Origin of the sequence: Herminiimonas contaminans (assembly GCF_015645465.1) — a bacterium.
In the GTDB taxonomy this organism is placed as follows: Bacteria; Pseudomonadota; Gammaproteobacteria; order Burkholderiales; family Burkholderiaceae_D; genus Oxalicibacterium; species Oxalicibacterium contaminans.
In genome coordinates, this window is record NZ_JADOEL010000002.1 from 73,299 (window position 1) to 94,981 (window position 21,683).

Genomic DNA, 21,683 nt, shown 5'->3' on the forward strand with positions numbered 1-21,683 from the left:
CCTCTACCGCAAGGTAGCCAGCAGTCGCTGAAAACCTACACCCAGACATATCTTTCAGCGCCTGGATAGTTTGTACAGTCCGGCCACAATCCGGGCGTCGTGCAATCCGTCGCCATTTGAAAAGATCATGCATTGAAAAAAACTCTGCCCTCTCGTTCCAACTTCGATAGCTTGCGCGTGCGCTTGCTGGTACTGGTATTGCTCGCGATCGTGCCGCCCGTCATTCTGACAGTCTATGGCGCCTGGAAGGAACGGCAGCAAGCCATACGCATGGCAGAAGACAGTTTGCAGCAATTAACGCAATTGGCAGCCACCAGTGAGGCGCGTTCCATCGAAGGTGCACGACAACTGTTAACAGTGCTGTCCGTTATTCCTGAACTACGCGGCGATGCCAAAACTTGCGGCCAGTTCCTCGGCACCATCCTGAAGAAAAATGAAGGCTATGTGAACTTCGGCGTGGCGCAGTTGAATGGCGACGTCAGCTGCAGCGCACTACCGCTGGCGGAAAAAACCAACCTAGGTGATCGCCCGCATTTCAAACGTACGGTACAGGACAAAACTTTTTCCACCGGCGACTACATCATGGGTCGCACTGTACGCAAACATACGATCAATCTGATGTATCCCATCGTAGGCAATGGCGGCGACGTACAGGCGGTGATTTTCGCCGCGCTCGACCTGAGCGTGCTGGATCGCTTTGTCAGTGATATCGAACTACCAGCAGGTGCGGTGCTGGTAACCGCTGATAGCAACGGCACCATCATCGCCCGACGACCGAATCCGGAAAAATGGATAGGTACGCGCACACCACCATCGCTGTTCGATGTGATGATCAAGGTTGGCTTCGGTACCTCCGCACTGACGGATGCGGATGGCGTGACACGCCTGCATGCGTTCGCACCGGTAGGCACCAACAATATCTCCAACTTCAAGGTCAGCATCGGCATCCCGATGGATGACATTGTGGCACCGGCCAATCACCTGCAGATGATGGAACTCACGACGCTGGCAGTGATTGCCTTGCTGGCTTTAATCGCTGCCTGGTTCGTCGGCGATGTCATCATCCTGCGCCGGGTCAAAGCGCTGGTGCGTACCGCCGATCAGCTTGCAGGTGGCAATCTGAATGCACGTACCGGCATCAAGTACGGCAAGGAAGAAATCAGCCAACTGGCACGTGCCTTCGACAGCATGGCCAGCTCATTGCAGGAACACGAAGCAGAACGTGAACAGTCGAAAGCCATCCTGTTCGCAGAAAAAGAACGTGCACAAGTCACGCTGGAATCGATTGCCGATGCGGTCATTACCACCGACAAATCGGGCAATATTGAATATATGAATCCGGTTGCAGAAAATCTCACTGGTTGGAGCAAAACAGAAGCAGAAGGTTTACCATCAACCCGCGTCTTCAAAATCATCAATGGTCACACGCGTGAACCGGTTCCGAATCCGGTCGAACTGGTATTCGAACAACAGAGCAATGTCGAACTGATCAAAGATACCGTCCTGCTCAGCCGCAACGGCAACGAATACGCAGTTGAAGATTCAGCTGCACCTATACGTGATCGCGATGGCAAAATTATAGGCGTGGTACTGGTGTTCCACGATGTGAGTGACTCACGCAAACTCGCGATACAGTTGTCGCACCAGGCCGCACATGATCCGTTGACTGGCTTGTTCAATCGTCGTGAATTCGAACGCCGACTCGAAGTAGCTATTGATACGCTGGCACTTCAATCCAAACAGCATGCCCTGCTGTATATGGATCTGGATCAATTCAAAATCGTCAATGACACCTGCGGCCATAGTGCTGGCGATGAGTTGCTGCGCCAGATCACTGCCTTGCTACAACCTCTGGTGCGTGATAGCGATACGCTGGCACGTCTGGGTGGTGACGAGTTTGGTGCTTTCCTCGAGAACTGTACACCTGACTCGGCAGTACGCATCGCCGAGAAATTACGTCAGACTATCTGTGACTTCCATTTCGTGTGGCAAGACAAGATCTTCCCTATCGGCGTCAGCATAGGCCTGGTGAATTTCAACAGTGATGCACTCTCGCTGCCAGACTTGCTCAGCGCCGCAGATGCAGCCTGCTATATCGCCAAGGATACCGGTCGCAATCGCGTCCATATTTATCGTGCAGAAGATCATCAGCTGGCGCAGAACCAGGGCGAGATCAAATGGAATGAGCGCATACAAAAAGCGTTTGAAAACGATGGCTTCTGTCTGTACTCACAAGAGATCGTCAACATCCGTCGCGACAACGGCAGCTTCTTCTTTGATGAGCTGCGCCTCTACATGACGGATGATGCCGGCCGCCTGATTCCGACCACGGCCTTCATTCCTGCGGCCGAGCGTTATCACTACATGCCCACCATAGATCGCTGGGTAATACGCACAGTATTCGCGCAGCAGGCAGCATCGCTATTGAAGTCAGATGGCGATCTCCATGTATTGCTGATCAAGATATCCGGCAGCTCACTCGATGATGAAACTTTCATTGATTTCGTACGCGAACAATTCATACACTTTGCCCTGCCTTACGATTCGATTTGCTTTGCGATTGCAGAAACCACAGCGATCACCAATCTCACGCGCGCCTTGAGTTTCATCGACACCTTGAAGCCGCTAGGTTGCCGCTTCGCGCTGGATGATTTTGGCAGCGGTATGTCGTCCTTCACTTACCTGAAGCATTTGGATGTCGATTTCCTGAAAATCGATGGTGGCTATATCCAGGGTATGGAGAACGATCCGGTCGACTTTGCCAAGATAGAAGCAATACAACACATCAGCAACGTGATGGGTATCAAAACCATCGCACCGAATGTCGATAGCGACACCATCTTGAAAAAATTGCGCAGCATAGGCATCAGCTATGTACAAGGTAGCGCACTGCATGCCAAGAAACCCTTCTATCCACCACTGGATGGAAAATAAGTTCGCCAGTAATTTAGTCCAATAAAAAAGCCAGACAGGTACAAACCTGACTGGCTGATGAATTTATCCGAGTACTCTCGGAGCGAACCTGCGGACTAAGTCACAGACCTGCCTTACTTGCGCGAGAACAGAAAGCCCAGCACCAGGCCGAGACCAGCGGAAATAGTGACCGCGCGCCATGGGTTATGCGTGACATAGTCGTCCGTGGTCGACGCAACTTCCTTGGTTTTTTTCACGGCAACGGTAGGGATTTCCTTGGCTGCAGCGATAGCGGAATCCATGAATTCCACATACTTCTTGCTCAGCTCACCGGTTTTTTCTACCGCCTGCGATTTGGCTTCACGCGCCAGTTCCTTCGTATCCTTAGACAAGGCTTTCAGATCTTTCGAAATATCATCTACTTTGGATTCCATCATCGTTTTCTCCTAAAAGGTGTATCAATGTTCCGCCTGTCAGCGGCACGAAAAAACGCCCTGTTCATAGCATCAGGGCCAGGCTATCAACTCATGGACAAATGGGCACGATCACGCAAATTCTTCATGAGCTCGTGGTGTTGGATCACGCTCTGATACTGACGTTCCACCACAGCTCTCACATCGAGCGGCAAATCCTGCTCCAGCGCACGGCGATAACTTTTCAGCGCCAGATCTTCGCCACGCTCACATTCCTTCATAACTGCATCATCGTTTTTCCCCATCAGCGATGACTTGATGTCTATCCAGCGACGGTGCAAGCTTGTGCCCCGGCTATGACCTTGCTCGGGATTGCCACCGCGTGAAACCAGCAAAGCACTCAACTCCTGGGCCGCGTCATTACAACCATGCGCGAGGCTCAGAAAAGGCTGCTTCAATTGAGCATCACGTATATCTTCTGCGCAGGTCTTGAAACCTGCTTCGCCATCCCTGCACGCCTCCAGCAATTCATTGAGGGTCGTCAGCACATCGTCTCTCATCATGATTCCTTTCAGAAAACATCAAATCCGGCTCTCATGTTTTTCCCCCGAGTGCCGTAGCGAATTCTGTCACGTGTTACTTCGACCACGAATCGCCACTACCGATCCGAGCAAGCGTGGAAATTTTTAGAGCGCGTTTTCTTTGGTGGAAAATACCGATGGATCACTATCGGTATGGGATGGCAGTAAAAATCAATATGAGGCAAAGCCGTACAGAACTCTGTTCGGCAACGCACATATAACTATGAAGTCTTGATTTCACATTAGTTATATATTCGTATGCGCAATTCGAGGCAAAATAGACGCTTATTGCTGCTAAATTCATATTTCTGACAGGCAAGGTACAATGTTCGATGCGTTTGGGCATACTGGGCCATCAATTGGAATCGTAGTTTCCGCGTCGTTCCACTTCATTCTTGCTGCCTCGACACCGCAGAAGTTGCTGAAATATCAAGTCAATCTTCATTTAGCCGAACGAGCTTAAAAGACAGAAAACCTATACGTTTTCTGCCCAGTATCGTGCTGAAAGAAATACCAGGAAAGCTTGCGAATTTCGTATCAAACCAGTTTGTCTTTTTAAATGAATAAAGCCTTTCTATGCTGACCGCACATTACGACTCGCTACTGGTATTGATCTCATTACTGGTTGCCATACTCGCCTCTTACACGGCGCTGGACATGGCAGGCCGGATCAATTCCACCAGCGATAAGGGCGCCACCCTATGGCTGGTCGGCGGTGCAATCGCGATGGGTATAGGCATCTGGTCCATGCACTTCATAGGCATGCTGTCCTTCAACCTGCCGATCGCACTCGGCTACGATTTGGGCATTACGGCGCTCTCGCTATTGATCGCAATCGTCGCATCCGGCTTTGCCTTATGGCGCATCAGCCAACCTGAATTACCGTTTATAAAATTGCTGGGCAGTGCCGTCCTGATGGGCGTGGCCATTGCGGCCATGCATTACACCGGTATGGCCGCAATGCGCATGACACCAAGCATCGACTATGACCCGCTGTTGTTTGCGCTGTCTATCCTGATTGCGATCAGTGCCGCTGGCGCCGCCTTGTGGATCGCGTTCCGCCTGCGACGCAATACACCAAATGTAGGCCGCTGGCGTGCAATGGCTGCCGTGGTGATGGGTATCGCCATCATCGGCATGCACTACACCGGCATGGCTGCTGCCAGCTTTCCGCTCGGCAGCATTTGCCGTGCGGCAGTCGAAGGCGTCAGCCCGGGCTGGCTGGCGATCGTTGTCATCGTCACCACCCTCGCCGTATTGGCGATCGCATTGCTGACATCGGTACTGGATGCACGCCTCGATTCACAAACCGGCAAACTGGTACGCTCGCTGGCCTTGGCCAATCAGGAATTGACCAAGCAGGCATTGCAGGACAACCTGACCAAACTACCTAACCGTACCCTGCTGGAAGACCGCCTCGATCAAATGGTGCACAAGGCAGTGCGTGAGCAAGGCCGCTTTGCATTGATGTTCATCGACCTTGATGGTTTCAAGGCGATCAATGATTCGCTCGGCCATCATATCGGCGACCTGTTGCTGATTGATGTCGCGCAACGCATACGCGACAACATTCGCGCGCAGGATACGGCAGCCCGCCTCGGCGGTGATGAATTCGTCATGCTGATTGAAGTCAAGGAGCCGGAAGATGCCGCTTCGGTAGCGGACAAGCTGTGCACCACACTGAACCAGCCTTTCGATATAGCGCAATACAACCTCGGCATATCGGCCAGTATCGGTATCGCCGTGTATCCGGAAGACGGCAAGACACGGCACGATTTGCTGGTGCATGCCGATGCGGCGATGTACCACACCAAGAGTACCGGACGTAACGGCTATCACTTCTTCGAAGCATCGATGAATATCAATGCGCACAATCAGTTGCAGGTGATACAGGATTTGCGCACGGCACTGGAACGCAAGGAATTCCGTCTGCACTATCAGCCCAAGTTCAATACGACCGATGGCGTAGTAGTCGGTGCCGAAGCACTGCTGCGTTGGCAGCACCCAGTGCGCGGCATCATTGCACCGGCTGACTTCATCAGCCTGGCAGAAAAAACCGGCCTGATTGTCCCTATCGGTGAATGGGTGCTGGATGAAGCTTGCCGCCAGATGCGCAAATGGTATGACGAGGGTTACCCGCAATGGAAGATGGCTGTAAATCTGTCCTCCGTCCAGTTCAGCAATGACAATCTGGTGGAGATGGTGAAGGAAACGCTGGAGCGCAATAATTTGCCAGCTACCTCGCTGATGCTGGAAGTTACAGAATCCACTGCCATGCACAATGTCGAAGCCAGCCTGACCATCCTCGAACAACTGGTGAATCTCGGCGTGGAAATTTCAATCGACGATTTCGGCACCGGCTATTCCAGCCTGCTCTACCTGAAACGCCTGCCTGCAACCGAGCTGAAGATAGACCGCGGTTTCATACGCGATCTGGCGCAAGGAACGGATGACGCATCCATCGTTTCTGCCATCGTGGCGCTGGGGCGCTCGCTCAATTTGCGCATCGTGGCAGAAGGTGTGGAAACCGAGAAGCAGCAGGAATTCCTGACCACCCTCGGCTGCGATACCTTACAAGGCTATTTCATGGGCCATCCGATGGCATCCGAGCAATTCATGGCCGCGATCGATGCACTGAAGGCCATACAGCTGAACCTGCACACACCAGGTAGCATGGGCAACACCGGGCTGCACATACAGCACTAATCTACTTGGTGCAATAAGCCAGTGCCAGCGGATCGTATAGCGATGCGCTGTAGTGCCAGGACTGATGCCACACCATATACGGCGTCAACACCTGCGATTGCCCCAAATCGACAGCGTAGGCTTCCGGTACGGCAGAGATCCAGGCCACTATCATCACTGCCGCAGCAGTCGTGAAAACGACCAGGCTCAAAGCGGCCAGGAACAGTCGGAAGATATGCGAATTATTTGCATGCTCCATACAGCCTCCCCTTGCACAGGCAGTGCTACCAAGCGATGTATAGGAGCTGCGATTCTAAATCCGGGCAACACGGGCATTCTGTACGCTGTCGCACTTAAGCCTGCGATCGCCGAACTTACACAGCCGCAAACAAAAAAGGCCTTGCTTGGTGGCAAGGCCTTCGCATAGTCAGCGACACATGATCACAGTTGCGGATTCAGTTTCTCTATCTTCGAATGCAATTTATTCAAGGCAGAAATATAGGCCTTGGCCGACGCAACCACGATATCCAGATCAGCGCCAACGCCATTAACGATACGTCCAGCTTTGGACAAACGCATGGTGACTTCACCTTGCGACTCGGTACCGGTAGTGATGGCGTTCACGGAGAACAGCAACAATTCAGCCCCACTCTCAACCTTGGACTCAATCGCATTGACGATGGCATCCACCGGACCATTGCCCTCGCCTTTGCAGCTTTCTTCCTTGCCATCTATCGAGAAGACGACATTCGCTGCCGGTTTGGAACCGGTCGACGATTGCTGTGACAAGGAAACAAAGCTGTAATATTCCTTCTCATGCGATTGCTGCTCGTCCGATACCAGCGCCATGATGTCTTCGTCGAAGATATCGGATTTACGATCAGCCAATTCCTTGAAGCGCACAAAGGCTGCATCCATCTCTGCAGCTGAATCCAGCGTAATGCCGAGTTCTTCCAGGCGCTGCTTGAATGCATTGCGACCGGACAATTTACCCAACACAATCTTGTTGGTGCTCCAGCCCACATCTTCTGCACGCATGATTTCGTAGGTATCACGCGCCTTCAATACGCCATCCTGATGAATGCCGGAAGCATGAGCAAACGCGTTCGCACCGACCACGGATTTATTCGGCTGCACGGCAAAGCCTGTAATCTGCGACACCAGTTTTGAAGTAGGGACAATCTGCGTGGTATCGATGCCGACTTCCAGGTTGAAGTGATCTTTACGGGTACGCACCGCCATCACGATTTCTTCCAGCGCAGTATTACCGGCACGCTCGCCCAGGCCGTTGATCGTACATTCAACCTGGCGCGCGCCACCTATCATCACACCAGCCAGCGAGTTCGCTACCGCCATGCCCAGATCGTTATGGCAATGCACGGACCAGACCGCCTTGTCCGAGTTCGGGATACGTTCGCGCAAGGTCTTGAGCATATTGCCGTACAGCCCAGGCACACCGTAACCGACGGTGTCGGCGAAGTTAATGGTGGTCGCACCTTCGTTGATGACTGCTTCAATCACGCGGCACAGGAAATCGATATCGGAACGGCTGCCATCTTCCGGGCTGAACTCGATGTCGTCGGTGAAGTTACGCGCATAACGCACGGCCAACTTCGCTTGTTCAAACACCTGATCCGGCGTCATGCGCAGCTTCTTCTCCATATGCAAAGGAGACGTCGCGAGGAAGGTATGGATACGCTTTCTTTCGGCTGGCGCCAGGGCTTCGGCAGCACGTGCAATATCTTTGTCATTCGCACGCGACAGCGAGCACACGGTGGCATCCTTGATGATGCTGGAAATCGCATGGATAGATTCAAAATCACCTTGCGACGCCGCAGCAAAACCGGCTTCGATAATGTCGACCTTCAAACGCTCCAGTTGTCGTGCGATGCGGATTTTTTCATCCTTGGTCATCGAAGCGCCGGGAGATTGCTCACCATCACGCAGGGTGGTGTCAAATATGATGAGTTTGTTGGAAGACATGTTTATATCCTTGGGAAATGCGCCTTGGGAAAAGCTATTCAGTACTTGTAAAAATCAGATCAGTGATCGTCGTGTGGTTCCAGCTCGGTCTGGACAATGCTGCTGACCGGTTTGCCTTTGGCCAGACGCCAGAAATAAACGCAGTACCCGGACAAGCCATACAGGACAAATAAACCAAACAACACTTTAGGCGGATCACTGGATACCACTACGAACGCCAGCACGATCAGGAAGATCCCGATAAACGGCACCGACTTGCGGAAGTTGATGTCCTTGAAGCTATAAAACGGTACGTTAGTCACCATGGTCAGACCGGCATACAAAGTAATACCCCACGCAATCCAGCTCAGGTCAGGACCGGCAAAACCCAGGTCTTGCATCAGCCAGATAAAGCCAGCGACCAGTGCTGCTGCAGCCGGGCTAGGCAAGCCCTGGAAGTAACGCTTGTCGACCACTGCAATATTCGTATTGAAACGTGCCAGGCGCAAAGCACCACCAGCGCAGTACACGAAAGCGGCGAGCCAGCCGAGCTTGCCCATATCCTGCAGCGCCCAGACATACACCACCAGCGCCGGTGCCGCACCGAAGGAAACCATATCAGCCAGGCTGTCGTACTGCGCGCCAAACTCGCTTTGGGTATTCGTCAGGCGGGCCACACGACCATCAATCGCATCCAGCACCATCGCTGCGAAAATCGCAATTGCAGCGTAGTCGAACTTCTGCCCCATTGCCATCACGATGGCGTAAAAGCCGCAAAACAGTCCGGCCGTGGTGAATGCATTCGGCAACAGGTAAATACCACGGCGGCGCAGGGTTGGACGCGGCATAAGGACTTCCTCCGTCTCAGGTGGCAAACTCTGGTTGCCACGTGCAAGCCTGCCGAGCGGCCGGGGCTTGGTATAAGGAACTTTGCTATTTTTCGCTTTTCGACGATTGAAACTTGACATGCGTGTCCTGTTTTCAGCTGGCGCTGTGGTTGGAAGATCAGGAGGCGTAGTGTATCAGACGGGCAATGTAACCGGCTGATGGTGGCCATAAACATCACATAATTCTTGCCCTGCAACAGGGCTGGAAATGCGTTAAAAACGACAATGGCCGCTACTTCGGTAGCGGCCATTCCTGGATTTCATGCTGCAATGCGATATCGGGCGTATGCCGCGCTATCACATCCGGTCTTAACGGAAGCGCACCTTGCCTACTACACGCATGTTCAAGGTTGTTTCGCCTGGTTCAAAGCTAGGCTCTTCTACCGGTGCTGCATCGGCTGCCATCGAGGCCCGCATCATCTTCGGTGCAGCCGCCATTTCCGCGTAGTTACCGGAACCTTCAAAGTCCACGGTATCCATCACCGCATCGGCCGGGTTACGACCCATCGCACGTGCAATCGCCGCGGTACGTTCAGTCAGGTTTTTATAGGTTGCATCGATACGCTCTGCATCCAGCTTCTTCGCGGTCGCATCAGTCAGGCCAAATTGCAGGCCGTTCAGGGCCAGCACGCCCTGCGCTGCCGAGACTGTCTTAGGCAATGCGTTCAGGTTGGTGGTTTTTACTTCCAGATACTGGCCGACACGCCATGCGGTAGGCTGGCGCGCTTTATTCGACTGACGCGGCTGGTCTTCCGGATAAACCGCATAGGTGTAATAACCGCGTGTGCTCAGCACGGCTTGCGGATCGGCTTTGCGCACGATCTCGGTACCCTGCTTCATTTTTTTATTTACGCGTGACGCTGCAGCTGCTTTGTCCTTGTCCTGCTCTTCGACCATCAGCGTCAGGCGTGCTTCGTCATTCGCGTGTTTGACTTCGCCATAAGCAGGAACGATGACCAGGGTGCCCGTCGTTTGTACCGGTGCTGGTGACTGTGCAAATGCAGTCGCACTCGCAGCTACGCAACCAAGGGCCAGCAGGGTTTTGAATTGTGACATGTGATATCTCCCAAAAAAACGTAAAAGAAAGGCAAGCTGCGATTCGACAGCCAGCTTATGGCTTAAGTTCTTTCTGACCAGCAATCGTCACACTTTTTTACAAGATTGGCTAGCCAGCAACTAGTTAAGCCAAATTAGTTTTTGGTTTGGTCTACCAGTTTGTTTTTAGCGATCCAAGGCACGCGAAGACGAAAAAAAACCACGCTAGTGCGTGGTTTTTCGGCTGAGCGCGGTATGCGCTTGCAAGCGCATACCGTTTGATGCCCGCAGCTAGTTAAATCAAACTTAGTTTTTAGTTTGATCTACCAGTTTGTTTTTAGCAATCCAAGGCATCATCGCGCGCAGTTTTGCACCAACTTCTTCGATTTGGTGTTCAGCTGTCAAACGACGACGGGAAATCAGGGTAGGTGCGCCTGCCTTGTTTTCCAGGATGAAGCTCTTCGCGTATTCGCCGGTTTGAATGTCTTTCAGGCATTGACGCATTGCATTTTTGGTGTCTTCAGTGACGACGCGTGGGCCGGTCACGTATTCACCGTATTCTGCATTGTTCGAGATCGAGTAGTTCATGTTAGCGATACCGCCTTCATAGATCAGATCAACGATCAGTTTCAGTTCGTGCAAGCATTCGAAGTAAGCCATTTCCGGAGCGTAACCAGCTTCGGTCAGGGTTTCGAAACCAGCTTTGATCAGTTCAACCGCGCCACCGCACAGAACAGCTTGTTCGCCGAACAAATCTGTTTCCGTTTCTTCGCGGAAGTTGGTTTCGATGATGCCGGCACGGCCGCCGCCGTTAGCCATTGCGTACGACAAAGCGATGTCGCGTGCGACGCCGGATTTGTCCTGGTACACAGCGATCAGGTGAGGCACGCCGCCACCTTGCGAGTAGGTACCACGTACGGTGTGGCCTGGTGCTTTTGGCGCGATCATGATGACGTCCAGATCAGCGCGTGGCACAACTTGACCGTAGTGAACGTTGAAGCCGTGTGCGAATGCCAGTACTGCGCCTTGTTTAGCGTAAGGAGCAACGTTTTCGTTGTAGACCTGAGCGATGTTTTCATCTGGCAGCAAAATCATGATGACGTCAGCAGCTTTAACTGCGTCATTGACTTCAGCAACGTTCAGACCTGCGTTCTTCACTTTATCCCAGGATGCGCCGCCTTTACGCAGACCGACAGTCACTTTGACGCCGGAATCGTTCAAGTTTTGCGCGTGCGCGTGACCTTGCGAACCGTAACCGATGATGGCAACGTTTTTACCTTTGATCAGCGACAGATCACAATCTTTATCGTAGAAAACTTTCATGATGTTCCTAAATGGTGTTGTTGGTGTGAATGAACTACTTAAACTTTGAGTATGCGTTCGCCGCGACCGATGCCGGAGCCGCCCGTACGGACAGTTTCCAGAATCGCCGTGCGATCGATCGAATCGATAAACGCGTCGAGCTTGGTTTTGTTACCGGTCAACTCGATGGTGTAAGTCTTGTCCGTGACGTCAATGATACGACCGCGGAAGATATCTGCAGTACGTTTCATTTCTTCACGCTCCTTACCGACCGCACGTATCTTGATGAGCATGAGCTCACGTTCGATAAACGCACCTTCGGTCAGGTCGACCACTTTCACCACTTCGATCAAACGGTTCAAATGCTTGGTGATTTGCTCAATCACATCGTCCGAGCCGCTGGTGACAATTGTCATCCGCGACAAGGTTGCATCTTCGGTTGGGGCCACGGTCAACGTTTCAATGTTGTAACCACGCGCAGAGAACAAGCCTACTACGCGCGACAAGGCACCCGCTTCATTTTCCAGTAAAACAGAAACGATATGGCGCATCACAGATCCTCCGAACCCAACAGCATTTCAGTCAAACCCTTGCCTGTCTTGACCATAGGCCAGACGTTTTCGGTTTGATCCGTAATGAAATTCATGAATACCAGTCGGTCTTTCATGTCGAACGCTTCTTTCAGTGCGCCATCGACATCAGCCGGATTTTCGATCTTCATACCGACGTGACCGTAAGACTCAACCAGCTTGTTAAAGTCAGGCAGGGAATCCATGTAGGACTCGGAATAACGTGAACCGTATTCCAGCTGTTGCCACTGACGAACCATACCGAGGAAGCGATTGTTCAACAGAATGATTTTCGGTGTCAGGTGGTACTGCTTACAGGTCGCCAGTTCCTGGATACACATCTGGATCGATGCTTCACCAGTGATACAGGCGACGGTTGCATCCGGATTCGCCTTCTGCACACCCATCGCGTACGGCAAGCCGACGCCCATGGTGCCGAGACCACCCGAGTTGATCCAGCGACGTGGCTTGTTGAACGGATAGTATTGCGCCGCCCACATTTGATGCTGGCCTACGTCCGAAGTGATGAATGCATCACCCTTGGTGACTTCCCAGACTTTCTGGATCACCGATTGCGGCTTGATGACTTCTGTCGACTCTGCGAACTTCAGGCAATCACGCTTGCGCCATTCGTTGATTTGCTTCCACCACGCCGACAGCGCAACGCTGTTCGGTTTGGCATCGGCCGCATCCAGTTGCGCCAGCAATTCAACCAGCACTTCCTTGACGTTGCCAACGATAGGAATATCAACCTTGACGCGCTTCGAGATCGACGATGGATCAATGTCGATATGAATAATTTTGCGCGGAGTTGCAGAGAAATGTTTAGGGTTGCCGATCACGCGGTCATCAAAACGTGCGCCGATCGCGATCATCACATCCGAATGCTGCATCGCCATGTTGGCTTCATAGGTACCGTGCATACCTGGCATACCAACGAATTTGTCGCTCGAGGCTTTGTATGCGCCCAGACCCATCAGGGTGTTGGTGCATGGATAGCCGAGACGATCAACCAGACGATTCAGTTCTTCCGAAGCATTGGCCAGGATCACACCGCCGCCGGTGTAGATCATCGGACGCTCTGCTTGCAACAAGAGCTGCACAGCTTTGCGGATTTGACCGGAGTGACCTTTGTCTACCGGCTTGTACGAGCGCATTTCGACTTCTTGCGGATACTCGAACACGCACTTGTGCATCGTGATGTCTTTAGGGATGTCGATCAGCACCGGACCTGGACGGCCAGTGGTAGCGATGAAGAAAGCTTTCTTCATGGTCGCTGCCAGATCTTTGACATCCTTGACGAGGAAATTGTGTTTAACGCATGGACGGGTAATACCGACGGTATCGCATTCCTGGAATGCATCCAGGCCGATCGCGTGCGAAGGCACCTGACCGGAAATGACGATCATCGGAATCGAATCCATATACGCAGTCGCCAAACCGGTTACGGCATTGGTTACGCCAGGACCAGAGGTCACCAGGCAAACGCCGACTTTATTGGAGCTGCGGGAATATGCGTCAGCAGCATGTACGGCGGCCTGTTCGTGGCGCACCAGGATATGCTGGAATTTGCTGTGATTGAAAATCGCGTCGTAGATGTAGAGCACTGCGCCGCCAGGGTAGCCGAACACATGTTCAACACCTTCTTCAGCCAGGCAACGGACAACGATTTCGGCGCCAGTCAATTCTTCGCCGATTTTATTATTGCTGGTAGTACTTGTTTCATTGGTCATGCTAACGTCCTTTCAAGGTCCATTGGAAATTGATCGGATGCTCTCTCCTGATGAAACCGCTTAATACTCCAGTGCTTAGGCATCCCTTTTTTGTGCGGTCACGCCGATTCGTCACACATGTGTGTATGTGTTTCAAAAAGACGCTTAACGCGACTCGTTCAGCCAGAGGTTCTGGGGTAATGACGGATTTCTCGCGCTTGTGGCGCGGGTTAGAGCAAACAGCTTTCAAATTGTTTGAAGCGCGTCCCTCAACAAAATTGCATCATGCGCAATATGCGGAAAGACCATGGGTACCCTTTGAGATGGTAAGGGGAACGATACGTTACTGCGTTGCACAATATAGGTCAAGCTAAATCGCTGGAAAGCGGTGTGAAATCAACGATTTTGCGCAAAAAGCACCCACAAACGAGGCTTTTTTGCTAGCATGCGTGCAGTTTAAAAACGTGATCGTCGAATTGTTAAGACATCTCATCCCGAAACACCCTCGGCAGCGTTCAATCGAATGCGCTGCATCCAATGGCAACTGATAAAGAACTTTCGGATTTTCTCGAAGATGTCGAACGCCGCGCCTTCAAACAGGCGGTGTACGCGGTTCGCAAGGAAGAATCGGCACTGGACATCGTCCAGGATGCCATGATCAAGCTCGCAGAGAAATACGGCGACAAGCCCGCCCCCGAACTCCCCATGCTGTTCCAGCGCATCCTGCAAAATACTATCCGCGACTATTTTCGCCGCGAAAAAGTCCGCACTTCGTGGATTAGTCTGTTTTCCAGCTTCGGAAATAAGCAAGAAGACCAGGAAAATTTCGATGCGATGGATATGATAGAGGCAGAGGAAGGCAGTTTTGGCTCCGAAACCGGCCTAGTCAAGCTGGAACGCAAGCAAATCCTCGAATTCATAGAGCATGAAGTACAAAATCTCCCATCGCGTCAACGAGAAGCCTTCCTGATGCGTTATTGGCAGGATCTGAACGTGGCAGAAACTGCCGCCGTAATGGGATGCTCTGAAGGAAGTGTAAAAACGCACTGTTCCCGTGCAACGCATGCCTTGGCTCAGGCGCTCAAAGCCAAAGGAATTTACCTATGAAAACCAAAGAACTGGATCTCGCATACAAGTTGAGCCATGCGCTGGATGAAAGCGCCAACACAGTTTCGGCAAACACCGCCGAACGCCTGGCATCTGCGCGCAAAATCGCGCTATCCCGCAAAAAGCAAGGTGTCGCAGTGCCTGCATTCGTACCGCAGCCTGCACTTGCATCCTACGGCAGCGCGCTTACTCCGTCGCATAGCCGCTGGGCCTGGCTGGGTCGTATGGGCCTGGCTTTGCCGCTGGCTGCTTTGGTTTTCGGCCTGTTTGCCATCTATCAGTTTGAACAACAACAGCAAATCATGGATTCCGCATCGATTGATGCGGAAGTATTAACTGACGATCTGCCTATATCTGCTTATCTGGATCATGGTTTTGATGCATTTTTAGCAAAAGGGGACAAATAGGCATGAAGGCATGGATTTTTTCCCTGAATACATCAGCTCCAGGGAAAATCACTAATACCCTCTTCGCCTTGTCCCTTGCATATACCAGTGCAACGCAAGCAACGCCGGCTAGCGCGCCGACGCCTGCACCTGCGCCCGCTGCTCCGGTTGTCACCAAACCCGTAGTCAAAGCAACGCCTGCACCTGCCAAGACCAGCACCAAATCAGAGTGGAACAAACTCAGCCCCGCCCAAAAGCAGGCGCTGGAACCATTGGCTGGTGACTGGCACAAGCTGGACGCCTTCCGCAAGGAGAAATGGCTGGAGCTGGCAAATCGCTTTGCCAGCATGACACCGCCTGAACAGGAACGCATGCAGGAACGCATGCGTGACTGGGTCAAACTGACTCCTGAGCAAAGACGTCTGGCGCGCGAAAACTACAATCGCGCAAAAAAACTGAATGCCGAACAAAAAGCCCGGCAGTGGGAAGAATATCAACAGCTGCCTGACGAAAAGAAAAAGCAATTGGCTGAAACATCGCCACCACCCAAGCGCATCGTCAATCCGCCGCGCCTGAGTAACGCGCAAGGCCTCAGCAATGGACAAAATCCGGCACCAGTAAAGCCGGCCAAACCAGTCCCGGCCAAACAACCGGTGCCGCGTCAGGAAGCGATACAACCTTCATTACCTCCACCGGCAGCAGTGCCGGCTACAGCGCCTGCGGTACAATCACAATAAAACTACCGCTCGCGCCTTATGTCATTGAATAGCTCTGATACGCCTACGATCAAACGCCGCCTGACTACAATGATTTATGAAGGCGTCCTGCTATTCGGTGTGATTGCCATAGCCGGCCTGCTGTTCTCCACCATTTTCCAGCAACGTAATGCCCTCTATCTGCGCCATGCCTTGCAGTACTGGCTGTTCTTTGTCGTCGGCGCCTATTTCGTCTGGTTCTGGATACACAGCGGTCAAACGCTGCCGATGAAAACCTGGCGTATCCGTCTAGTGACAGTTGATAACCATACGCTGAGCTTCAAACATGCGGTCGCACGCTACTTCCTCGCCTGGTTGTGGTTCCTGCCCGGACTGGCGATTGCATGGGCGCTGGATGCCAAAGCATGGACTTCGGTGGCCATCGTCTGCGCCAACATCGCTGCTTGGGCACTCGCTGCCTATGTGCATCCGAGCCGCCAATTCCTGCATGACCGCATCGCCGGTACCAAGCTGATCCAGCTAAGCAAAATCAAATAATCCACCGCCTGCCATCGCGCAGGCATGGCTTCCCACACCGCCCTGCTACGCTATTTGCCATCAAAAGTGAATCTTGTTGATTCCTTATGGTCTATGCATAGGTAGAATGAGTCGTACCTTCAGTATTCATCTTGATCGACGTGCCATGCCTATATAGGCATTTTTGTTTAACCAAAAAGCGGAGAAGTCACATGGTAAAGAAACTGAAAAAAACAACGAAATCAGGAAGCAAACAACTGTCCGATGGCGTACACGCTTCAGCCCAGCAAATCTGGCAAGCAGGCCTGGAAGCCTTTGCCAAGACGCAGCAAGAAGGTGAAAAAGTCCTCGCCAAGCTTGCAAAAAAAGGCAGCAACCTGCACAAGCGCACACGCAAGATCGCTGAAAGCAAAGTGGCCAATGTCTCTGATGGTTTGCTCAAACTCAGCGACAACGTCGGCAAACAGGCATCCAGCTCCTGGGACAAGCTGGAGCAATTGATCGAAAACACGGTCGCCAATTCGCTTAATCACTTTGGCGTTTCAACCAAAAAAGAACTGGAAGCGCTGCACAAGCGCATCGATAGCCTGACCAAATCAGCCACTGGAGTTACAAAAAAACCAGCAGCTAAGAAAACTGCAGGCAAAAAGGCCGCCGCCAAGAAAACAGTGGCAAAGAAAGCGGTAGCGAAAAAAGCAGCAGCCAAACCAGCTGCAAAAAAATCGCCAGTCAAGAAAGCCCCGGCCAGGAAAGCAGCAACGAAAAAGCCAGCAGCACGTAAAGCCGCTGTAAAAACTGCTTAAGCCAATTCCAGTAAGTTAATATCTCGTACCGCAGGGTTTGCGCCTGGCGCAAACCCGCTTTCGTAACATCGCATATCCAACCATCACCTCCCTGCTCTGAAAATGAAATCTCTTTGTGTTTATTGCGGCTCGTCTTATGGAGCCAAACCGATTTATGCCGAAGCTGCACGCTCACTGGCCAAAGAAATGGTCGATCGCCAGATTGAGCTGGTCTATGGCGGCGGCAATGTCGGCTTAATGGGCGTCATTGCCAACGAAATCCTGCGCCTGGGCGGCAAAGCCACTGGCGTGATTCCTCAAGCCTTAATGGATAAGGAAGTCGGACACAAAGAACTCACGCATTTGCACGTGGTGAAGGACATGCACGAACGCAAAGCATTGATGGCTGAACTATCGGATGGTTTTGTTGCGATGCCGGGCGGCATAGGCACGCTGGAAGAGCTGTTTGAAATCCTGACCTGGTCGCAACTTGGTTTCCATCAGAAACCGATAGGCGTATTGAATGTCGATGGCTTTTATGACGGGCTGGTCGCCTTCCTGCAAAACCAGGTCGCACAAGGTTTTGTGAAAGCAAACCAGGCCGCATTGATGATGCACGAAAATACCGCCCTCGCGCTGCTGATACGTTTGCAGACTTTCGTACCGCAACCCAGCACCAAGGTGCTGGATGCGCTGGCAGCTAAAACACTGCTGCCTTAATTTTACTCATTCATGCATCCAGCGCCTGGCGGAAATCTTCCACCAGGTCTGCGGTGTCTTCTATCCCTATCGACACACGGATCAGTGATTCTGCGATTCCCATGCTGGCACGACGCTCGGCACCCATTTCATAGAAAATGGTATGCGCGACCGGTATCACCAGTGTGCGGGTATCGCCGAGATTACTGGCCGACACGCCCAGTTGCAGGCGATTCAGGTAATCGAAGCAATCGATGCCATCCTTCAGTTCGAAACTGAACAAGCTGCCATACGCACGGAATAGTTCAGTCGAGATCGCGTGCTGCGGATGTGATTTCAAACCCGGGTAATACACTGCGGCGACGCGCTCATCTGCTTCCAGCATCTGCGCGACAGCCAGCGCATTCGCACATTCACGATCCAGGCGCAACGCCATGGTTTCCGCGCCAACTGCCAGATGATGTGCAGCCTCTGGTCCGAGCGAACCACCAAAATCGCGCAAGGCTTTAGCACGTATCTGTGCCATACCCCACTGCGTCGTCGGGTAACGTTTATAGGTTTCGAGGATATTCGGGAAACGAGCCCAGTCATACAAACCGGTATCGGTCAGGCTACCACCCAATGCGTTACCGTGGCCGCCTATCGATTTGGTCAGCGCGTTGATGACGATGCTGGCACCCACCGTTTTCGGACGGAACAGATACGGCGAAGTCATGGTGTTATCGACGACATACAGGATGCCGCGCTCTGCGCACAGCTTGCCGATGCGCGCCAGATCGGCGACCTGGGTGCGCGGATTGGCGATGGTTTCAACGAAGACGATACGCGTATTTGGCTGAATCGCTGCTTCCACGTTGTTCACGTCTGTCGCATCGACCATGGAGATTTTGACGCCCTGCCCGCCTACGGTTTGCCACAGGCTATTGGTATTCCCGAACAGGAAGGCCGACGACACCACATGGTCACCCTCACGCAACAAAGCCTGTACCACTGCACCTATCGCCGCCATGCCAGTGGCAAAGCAAATCGTGGAAAGACCTTCTTCCATCTTGTTCACTTTATCTTCCAGCGCGGCTACTGTCGGATTGCCCTGGCGGCCATAGCGGTAACCAGGCTTCTTGCCCTGGAATACCGTAGCCAGCTCACGTGCATCGTTATAACCGAAAGTCACCGAGGTATGGATAGGTTTATGCAGCGAACCATGCTCGATGTCTTTTTGACGATCGCTATGCAGGGTCGTAGTGGTAAAGCCGTATTTTTTGGAGTCTGTCATGATGGCCAAGAAAAAAATGCCTGAATGCACACTTGCGCGTGCAAATCAGGCATAGCTGTAACGTAGCTTAAATAGAATTAATCTACCTGTGCCAGATTCAAATTCAATTGCGAGCGAACGCTATCGTCCACTTCCGGTTTTGGATTGTTGCGAGCGAACTCGATACGATCCAGATAGTCGCGTGAAATATCACCAGTCACGTAGATGCCGTCAAAGCACGATGCTTCCAGGCTCTTCAATGCAGGATTCACATCAGAGATCGAACGTTTCAATGCTTCGATGTCCTGGTAAATCAATGCGTCTGCAGTGATTTCGCGGCACACTTCTTCAGTGCTGCGGCCATAGGCGATCAGTTCAGCACGGGTCGGCATGTCGATACCGTACACGTTCGGAAATTTCACTGGTGGCGCTGCGGAAGCGAAGATAACTTTCTTCGCGCCAGCTTCACGTGCCATCTGTACGATTTCGCGGCTGGTAGTACCACGGACGATGGAGTCATCGACCAGCAATACATTCTTGCCTTTGAACTCGGAGCCGATCGCATTCAGTTTCTGACGTACCGACTTGCTACGGATAGCTTGTCCTGGCATCAGGAAGGTACGACCGATATAACGGTTTTTGATGAAGCCTTCGCGATATTCAATGTTCAGCTTCTGCGCCAGTTCCATCGCTGCCGGACGCGACGAATCAGGGATAGGCATCACGACATCGATATCGCCGAGCGGGATTTCGCGTTTGATTTTTTCTGCCAGGTACTCACCCATTTTCAGGCGGGTTGCATATACCGAAGCGCCATCAATGATGGAATCTGGACGAGCGAAATAAACGTATTCAAACGCGCATGGATTGAGTGTCGGATTTTCCGCACATTGCTGGTTGTACAGTTTGCCTTCGATGTCGATGAAGATCGCTTCGCCTGGCAATACATCGCGCAGGAAACGGAAACCGAGGCCTTCGAGTGCGACCGATTCGCTGGCAACCAGGTACTCGGTGCCGTGATCGGTTTCATTGAAGCCTATGCACAGTGGACGGATACCGAACGGATCGCGGAACGCCAGCAAGCCGTAGCCTGCAATTTGCGCGGTGACTGCATACGAACCACGTACACGCTTGTGCACCATCGCAACGGCTTTGAAGATTGCAGCAGGATCGAGCGAGTAACCGGTGGTTGCTTGCTGGATTTCATGAGCCAGTACATTCAACAAGACTTCCGAATCGGAGGTCGTGTTGATGTGACGTCTGTCATTTTTGAACATCTCGATTTTGAGCTGTTCCCAGTTCGTCAGGTTACCGTTGTGCGCCATGATGATGCCGAACGGTGCATTGACGTAGAACGGTTGCGCTTCTTCCGCACTGGACGAACCGGCAGTCGGGTAGCGGACCTGGCCGACACCCGAGTTACCGAACAGCGAACGCATATTGCGGGTGCGGAAGACATCCCGTACCAGCCCGTTCGCCTTGTGCATGCTGAATGTATTGCCGTTATCGGTAGCGATACCGGCAGCATCCTGACCACGGTGCTGCAGAAGCAGCAACGCGTCATAAATCAATTGATTGACAGGGGTGTGAGAAACAACGCCAACAATGCCACACATGGTGGACTCCTCAACTAAAGCAAATTAAAACTAAGAATTATTTATATTATGGTGAATCAGAATTCTATGTGTTGCGCAAACTCGCCAGGCAGGAAGGGTTTGACCGTATGTGCGGCAGTTTCTGCCAGCGGACTAAACAGTGCATTCTTCCAGAACGGCTGCTGTGGAATCGCCGTCATGCCGCACAACAATACCGCCGCCAGCACGATCAGCAAACCACGCGCCAAACCAAACAAACCACCCAGCCCCCGGTCTGCCAGTGTCAGGCCCGAAGCCTTGATCACCGCGTCCAACGCCATCGTCAGCAAGCCCATCAGGATGCGTACACCGATGAACAATACGATAAAAGCCACTATCAGACGTGCCGTCTTGCCCGGCACCATTTCCGGTAGCCACACCGCCAATGTCTCACCATAGGCATTGGCAACAAAAAATGCCACTATCCAGCTCAGCAGGGACAGGATTTCTTTCACCAGTCCGCGCAAGGTACTGATCACCACCGAACAAATCAGTACAAATAAAACCAGATAATCAAAAATCGTCACAGTCG

20 protein-coding genes are annotated in these 21,683 nt (G+C 52.3%); 8 read left to right on the forward strand and 12 right to left on the reverse strand.

Features of this window, described 5'->3' with window-relative positions:
* The first annotated feature begins 132 nt into the window (after positions 1–132).
* Positions 133–2,934, forward strand: a complete 2,802-nt coding sequence (locus tag IXC47_RS02720) for an EAL domain-containing protein (protein ID WP_195874616.1) — start codon at positions 133–135, stop codon at positions 2,932–2,934.
* Positions 2,935–3,047: 113 nt separating this feature from the next.
* On the opposite strand, the gene IXC47_RS02725 is transcribed toward IXC47_RS02720, so the two are convergent.
* Both IXC47_RS02725 and IXC47_RS02730 read right to left on the reverse strand, forming a co-directional pair.
* Entirely contained in the window at positions 3,048–3,350 is a 303-nt protein-coding gene (locus tag IXC47_RS02725; protein WP_230089365.1) for a DUF883 family protein, read from the reverse strand.
* A gap of 83 nt (positions 3,351–3,433) precedes the next feature.
* Positions 3,434–3,889, reverse strand: coding sequence for a PA2169 family four-helix-bundle protein (locus tag IXC47_RS02730; protein WP_230089366.1), 456 nt, complete (start codon positions 3,887–3,889; stop codon positions 3,434–3,436).
* 594 nt (positions 3,890–4,483) lie between these two features.
* On the opposite strand from IXC47_RS02730, the gene IXC47_RS02735 reads away from it, so the two are divergent.
* Positions 4,484–6,613: a putative bifunctional diguanylate cyclase/phosphodiesterase gene (locus tag IXC47_RS02735; protein ID WP_195874617.1), complete on the forward strand. Its 2,130-nt coding sequence runs from the start codon at positions 4,484–4,486 to the stop codon at positions 6,611–6,613.
* A gap of 1 nt (position 6,614) precedes the next feature.
* Here IXC47_RS02735 and IXC47_RS02740 read toward each other — a convergent pair whose 3' ends face one another.
* The 7 genes from IXC47_RS02740 to IXC47_RS02770 all read right to left on the reverse strand — a co-directional run bounded on the left by IXC47_RS02740 (position 6,615) and on the right by IXC47_RS02770 (position 14,080).
* Positions 6,615–6,851 carry a hypothetical protein gene (locus IXC47_RS02740; RefSeq protein WP_175625638.1) on the reverse strand — a complete coding sequence of 79 codons (237 nt, stop codon included), beginning with the start codon at positions 6,849–6,851 and terminating at the stop codon, positions 6,615–6,617.
* Positions 6,852–7,033: 182 nt separating this feature from the next.
* Positions 7,034–8,575, reverse strand: a complete 1,542-nt coding sequence (locus tag IXC47_RS02745) for a 2-isopropylmalate synthase (RefSeq protein WP_195874618.1) — start codon at positions 8,573–8,575, stop codon at positions 7,034–7,036.
* A 59-nt stretch (positions 8,576–8,634) separates the two neighbouring features.
* Entirely contained in the window at positions 8,635–9,402 is a 768-nt protein-coding gene (gene pssA, locus IXC47_RS02750) for a CDP-diacylglycerol--serine O-phosphatidyltransferase (RefSeq protein WP_370458611.1), read from the reverse strand.
* Between the two features lie 348 nt (positions 9,403–9,750).
* Positions 9,751–10,497 carry an SIMPL domain-containing protein gene (locus IXC47_RS02755; RefSeq protein ID WP_195874619.1) on the reverse strand — a complete coding sequence of 249 codons (747 nt, stop codon included), beginning with the start codon at positions 10,495–10,497 and terminating at the stop codon, positions 9,751–9,753.
* A 285-nt stretch (positions 10,498–10,782) separates the two neighbouring features.
* Complete coding sequence (ilvC, locus tag IXC47_RS02760; protein WP_124573824.1) at positions 10,783–11,799, reverse strand: ketol-acid reductoisomerase; 1,017 nt, start codon at positions 11,797–11,799, stop codon at positions 10,783–10,785.
* A gap of 38 nt (positions 11,800–11,837) precedes the next feature.
* Positions 11,838–12,329: an acetolactate synthase small subunit gene (gene ilvN, locus IXC47_RS02765; protein WP_012080002.1), complete on the reverse strand. Its 492-nt coding sequence runs from the start codon at positions 12,327–12,329 to the stop codon at positions 11,838–11,840.
* Positions 12,329–14,080, reverse strand: coding sequence for an acetolactate synthase 3 catalytic subunit (locus tag IXC47_RS02770; protein WP_175625630.1), 1,752 nt, complete (start codon positions 14,078–14,080; stop codon positions 12,329–12,331). The genes ilvN and IXC47_RS02770 overlap by 1 nt, the downstream gene beginning before the upstream one ends.
* A gap of 516 nt (positions 14,081–14,596) precedes the next feature.
* Between IXC47_RS02770 and IXC47_RS02775 the strand changes: the two genes are divergently transcribed.
* The 6 genes from IXC47_RS02775 (at position 14,597) to IXC47_RS02800 (ending at position 18,286) form a co-directional block, all read left to right on the forward strand.
* Positions 14,597–15,166, forward strand: a complete 570-nt coding sequence (locus IXC47_RS02775) for an RNA polymerase sigma factor (protein ID WP_175625629.1) — start codon at positions 14,597–14,599, stop codon at positions 15,164–15,166.
* On the forward strand, positions 15,163–15,573 hold the full coding sequence (locus tag IXC47_RS02780) for a DUF3619 family protein (protein ID WP_195874620.1): 411 nt from the start codon (positions 15,163–15,165) through the stop codon (positions 15,571–15,573). The genes IXC47_RS02775 and IXC47_RS02780 overlap by 4 nt, the downstream gene beginning before the upstream one ends.
* Positions 15,574–15,575: 2 nt before the next feature.
* The gene (locus IXC47_RS02785; protein WP_195874621.1) at positions 15,576–16,289 is read left to right on the forward strand and encodes a DUF3106 domain-containing protein; all 714 of its coding nucleotides are present in this window, start codon (positions 15,576–15,578) and stop codon (positions 16,287–16,289) included.
* Positions 16,290–16,307: 18 nt separating this feature from the next.
* The gene (locus IXC47_RS02790) at positions 16,308–16,805 is read left to right on the forward strand and encodes an RDD family protein (protein ID WP_175625626.1); all 498 of its coding nucleotides are present in this window, start codon (positions 16,308–16,310) and stop codon (positions 16,803–16,805) included.
* 191 nt (positions 16,806–16,996) lie between these two features.
* Positions 16,997–17,587, forward strand: a complete 591-nt coding sequence (locus IXC47_RS02795) for a phasin family protein (protein WP_195874622.1) — start codon at positions 16,997–16,999, stop codon at positions 17,585–17,587.
* A 102-nt stretch (positions 17,588–17,689) separates the two neighbouring features.
* Positions 17,690–18,286, forward strand: a complete 597-nt coding sequence (locus tag IXC47_RS02800) for an LOG family protein (RefSeq protein ID WP_175625624.1) — start codon at positions 17,690–17,692, stop codon at positions 18,284–18,286.
* A 10-nt stretch (positions 18,287–18,296) separates the two neighbouring features.
* Here the strand turns inward: IXC47_RS02800 and IXC47_RS02805 are convergent, their stop codons facing one another.
* The 3 genes from IXC47_RS02805 to IXC47_RS02815 form a co-directional block, all read right to left on the reverse strand.
* Entirely contained in the window at positions 18,297–19,538 is a 1,242-nt protein-coding gene (locus IXC47_RS02805) for a cystathionine gamma-synthase family protein (protein ID WP_195874623.1), read from the reverse strand.
* A gap of 77 nt (positions 19,539–19,615) precedes the next feature.
* Complete coding sequence (gene purF, locus IXC47_RS02810; RefSeq protein WP_175625622.1) at positions 19,616–21,133, reverse strand: amidophosphoribosyltransferase; 1,518 nt, start codon at positions 21,131–21,133, stop codon at positions 19,616–19,618.
* 56 nt (positions 21,134–21,189) lie between these two features.
* A complete protein-coding gene (locus IXC47_RS02815; RefSeq protein ID WP_195874624.1) occupies positions 21,190–21,678 on the reverse strand; it encodes a CvpA family protein in 489 nt (162 codons plus the stop codon).
* Positions 21,679–21,683 lie beyond the last annotated feature (5 nt).

What these genes read in the sequence shown, in the direction of transcription:
- ilvN (WP_012080002.1), bottom strand. Translation starts at nt 12,329, where the DNA reads ATGCGCCATATCGTTTCTGTTTTACTGGAAAATGAAGCGGGTGCCTTG.
- ilvC (WP_124573824.1), bottom strand. Translation starts at nt 11,799, where the DNA reads ATGAAAGTTTTCTACGATAAAGATTGTGATCTGTCGCTGATCAAAGGT.
- IXC47_RS02735 (WP_195874617.1), top strand. Translation starts at nt 4,484, where the DNA reads ATGCTGACCGCACATTACGACTCGCTACTGGTATTGATCTCATTACTG.
- IXC47_RS02780 (WP_195874620.1), top strand. Translation starts at nt 15,163, where the DNA reads ATGAAAACCAAAGAACTGGATCTCGCATACAAGTTGAGCCATGCGCTG.
- IXC47_RS02805 (WP_195874623.1), bottom strand. Translation starts at nt 19,538, where the DNA reads ATGACAGACTCCAAAAAATACGGCTTTACCACTACGACCCTGCATAGC.
- IXC47_RS02755 (WP_195874619.1), bottom strand. Translation starts at nt 10,497, where the DNA reads ATGTCACAATTCAAAACCCTGCTGGCCCTTGGTTGCGTAGCTGCGAGT.
- IXC47_RS02725 (WP_230089365.1), bottom strand. Translation starts at nt 3,350, where the DNA reads ATGATGGAATCCAAAGTAGATGATATTTCGAAAGATCTGAAAGCCTTG.
- IXC47_RS02790 (WP_175625626.1), top strand. Translation starts at nt 16,308, where the DNA reads ATGTCATTGAATAGCTCTGATACGCCTACGATCAAACGCCGCCTGACT.
- IXC47_RS02795 (WP_195874622.1), top strand. Translation starts at nt 16,997, where the DNA reads ATGGTAAAGAAACTGAAAAAAACAACGAAATCAGGAAGCAAACAACTG.
- IXC47_RS02740 (WP_175625638.1), bottom strand. Translation starts at nt 6,851, where the DNA reads ATGGAGCATGCAAATAATTCGCATATCTTCCGACTGTTCCTGGCCGCT.
- IXC47_RS02745 (WP_195874618.1), bottom strand. Translation starts at nt 8,575, where the DNA reads ATGTCTTCCAACAAACTCATCATATTTGACACCACCCTGCGTGATGGT.
- IXC47_RS02775 (WP_175625629.1), top strand. Translation starts at nt 14,597, where the DNA reads ATGGCAACTGATAAAGAACTTTCGGATTTTCTCGAAGATGTCGAACGC.
- IXC47_RS02785 (WP_195874621.1), top strand. Translation starts at nt 15,576, where the DNA reads ATGAAGGCATGGATTTTTTCCCTGAATACATCAGCTCCAGGGAAAATC.
- pssA (WP_370458611.1), bottom strand. Translation starts at nt 9,402, where the DNA reads ATGCCGCGTCCAACCCTGCGCCGCCGTGGTATTTACCTGTTGCCGAAT.
- IXC47_RS02800 (WP_175625624.1), top strand. Translation starts at nt 17,690, where the DNA reads ATGAAATCTCTTTGTGTTTATTGCGGCTCGTCTTATGGAGCCAAACCG.
- IXC47_RS02770 (WP_175625630.1), bottom strand. Translation starts at nt 14,080, where the DNA reads ATGACCAATGAAACAAGTACTACCAGCAATAATAAAATCGGCGAAGAA.
- purF (WP_175625622.1), bottom strand. Translation starts at nt 21,133, where the DNA reads ATGTGTGGCATTGTTGGCGTTGTTTCTCACACCCCTGTCAATCAATTG.
- IXC47_RS02730 (WP_230089366.1), bottom strand. Translation starts at nt 3,889, where the DNA reads ATGATGAGAGACGATGTGCTGACGACCCTCAATGAATTGCTGGAGGCG.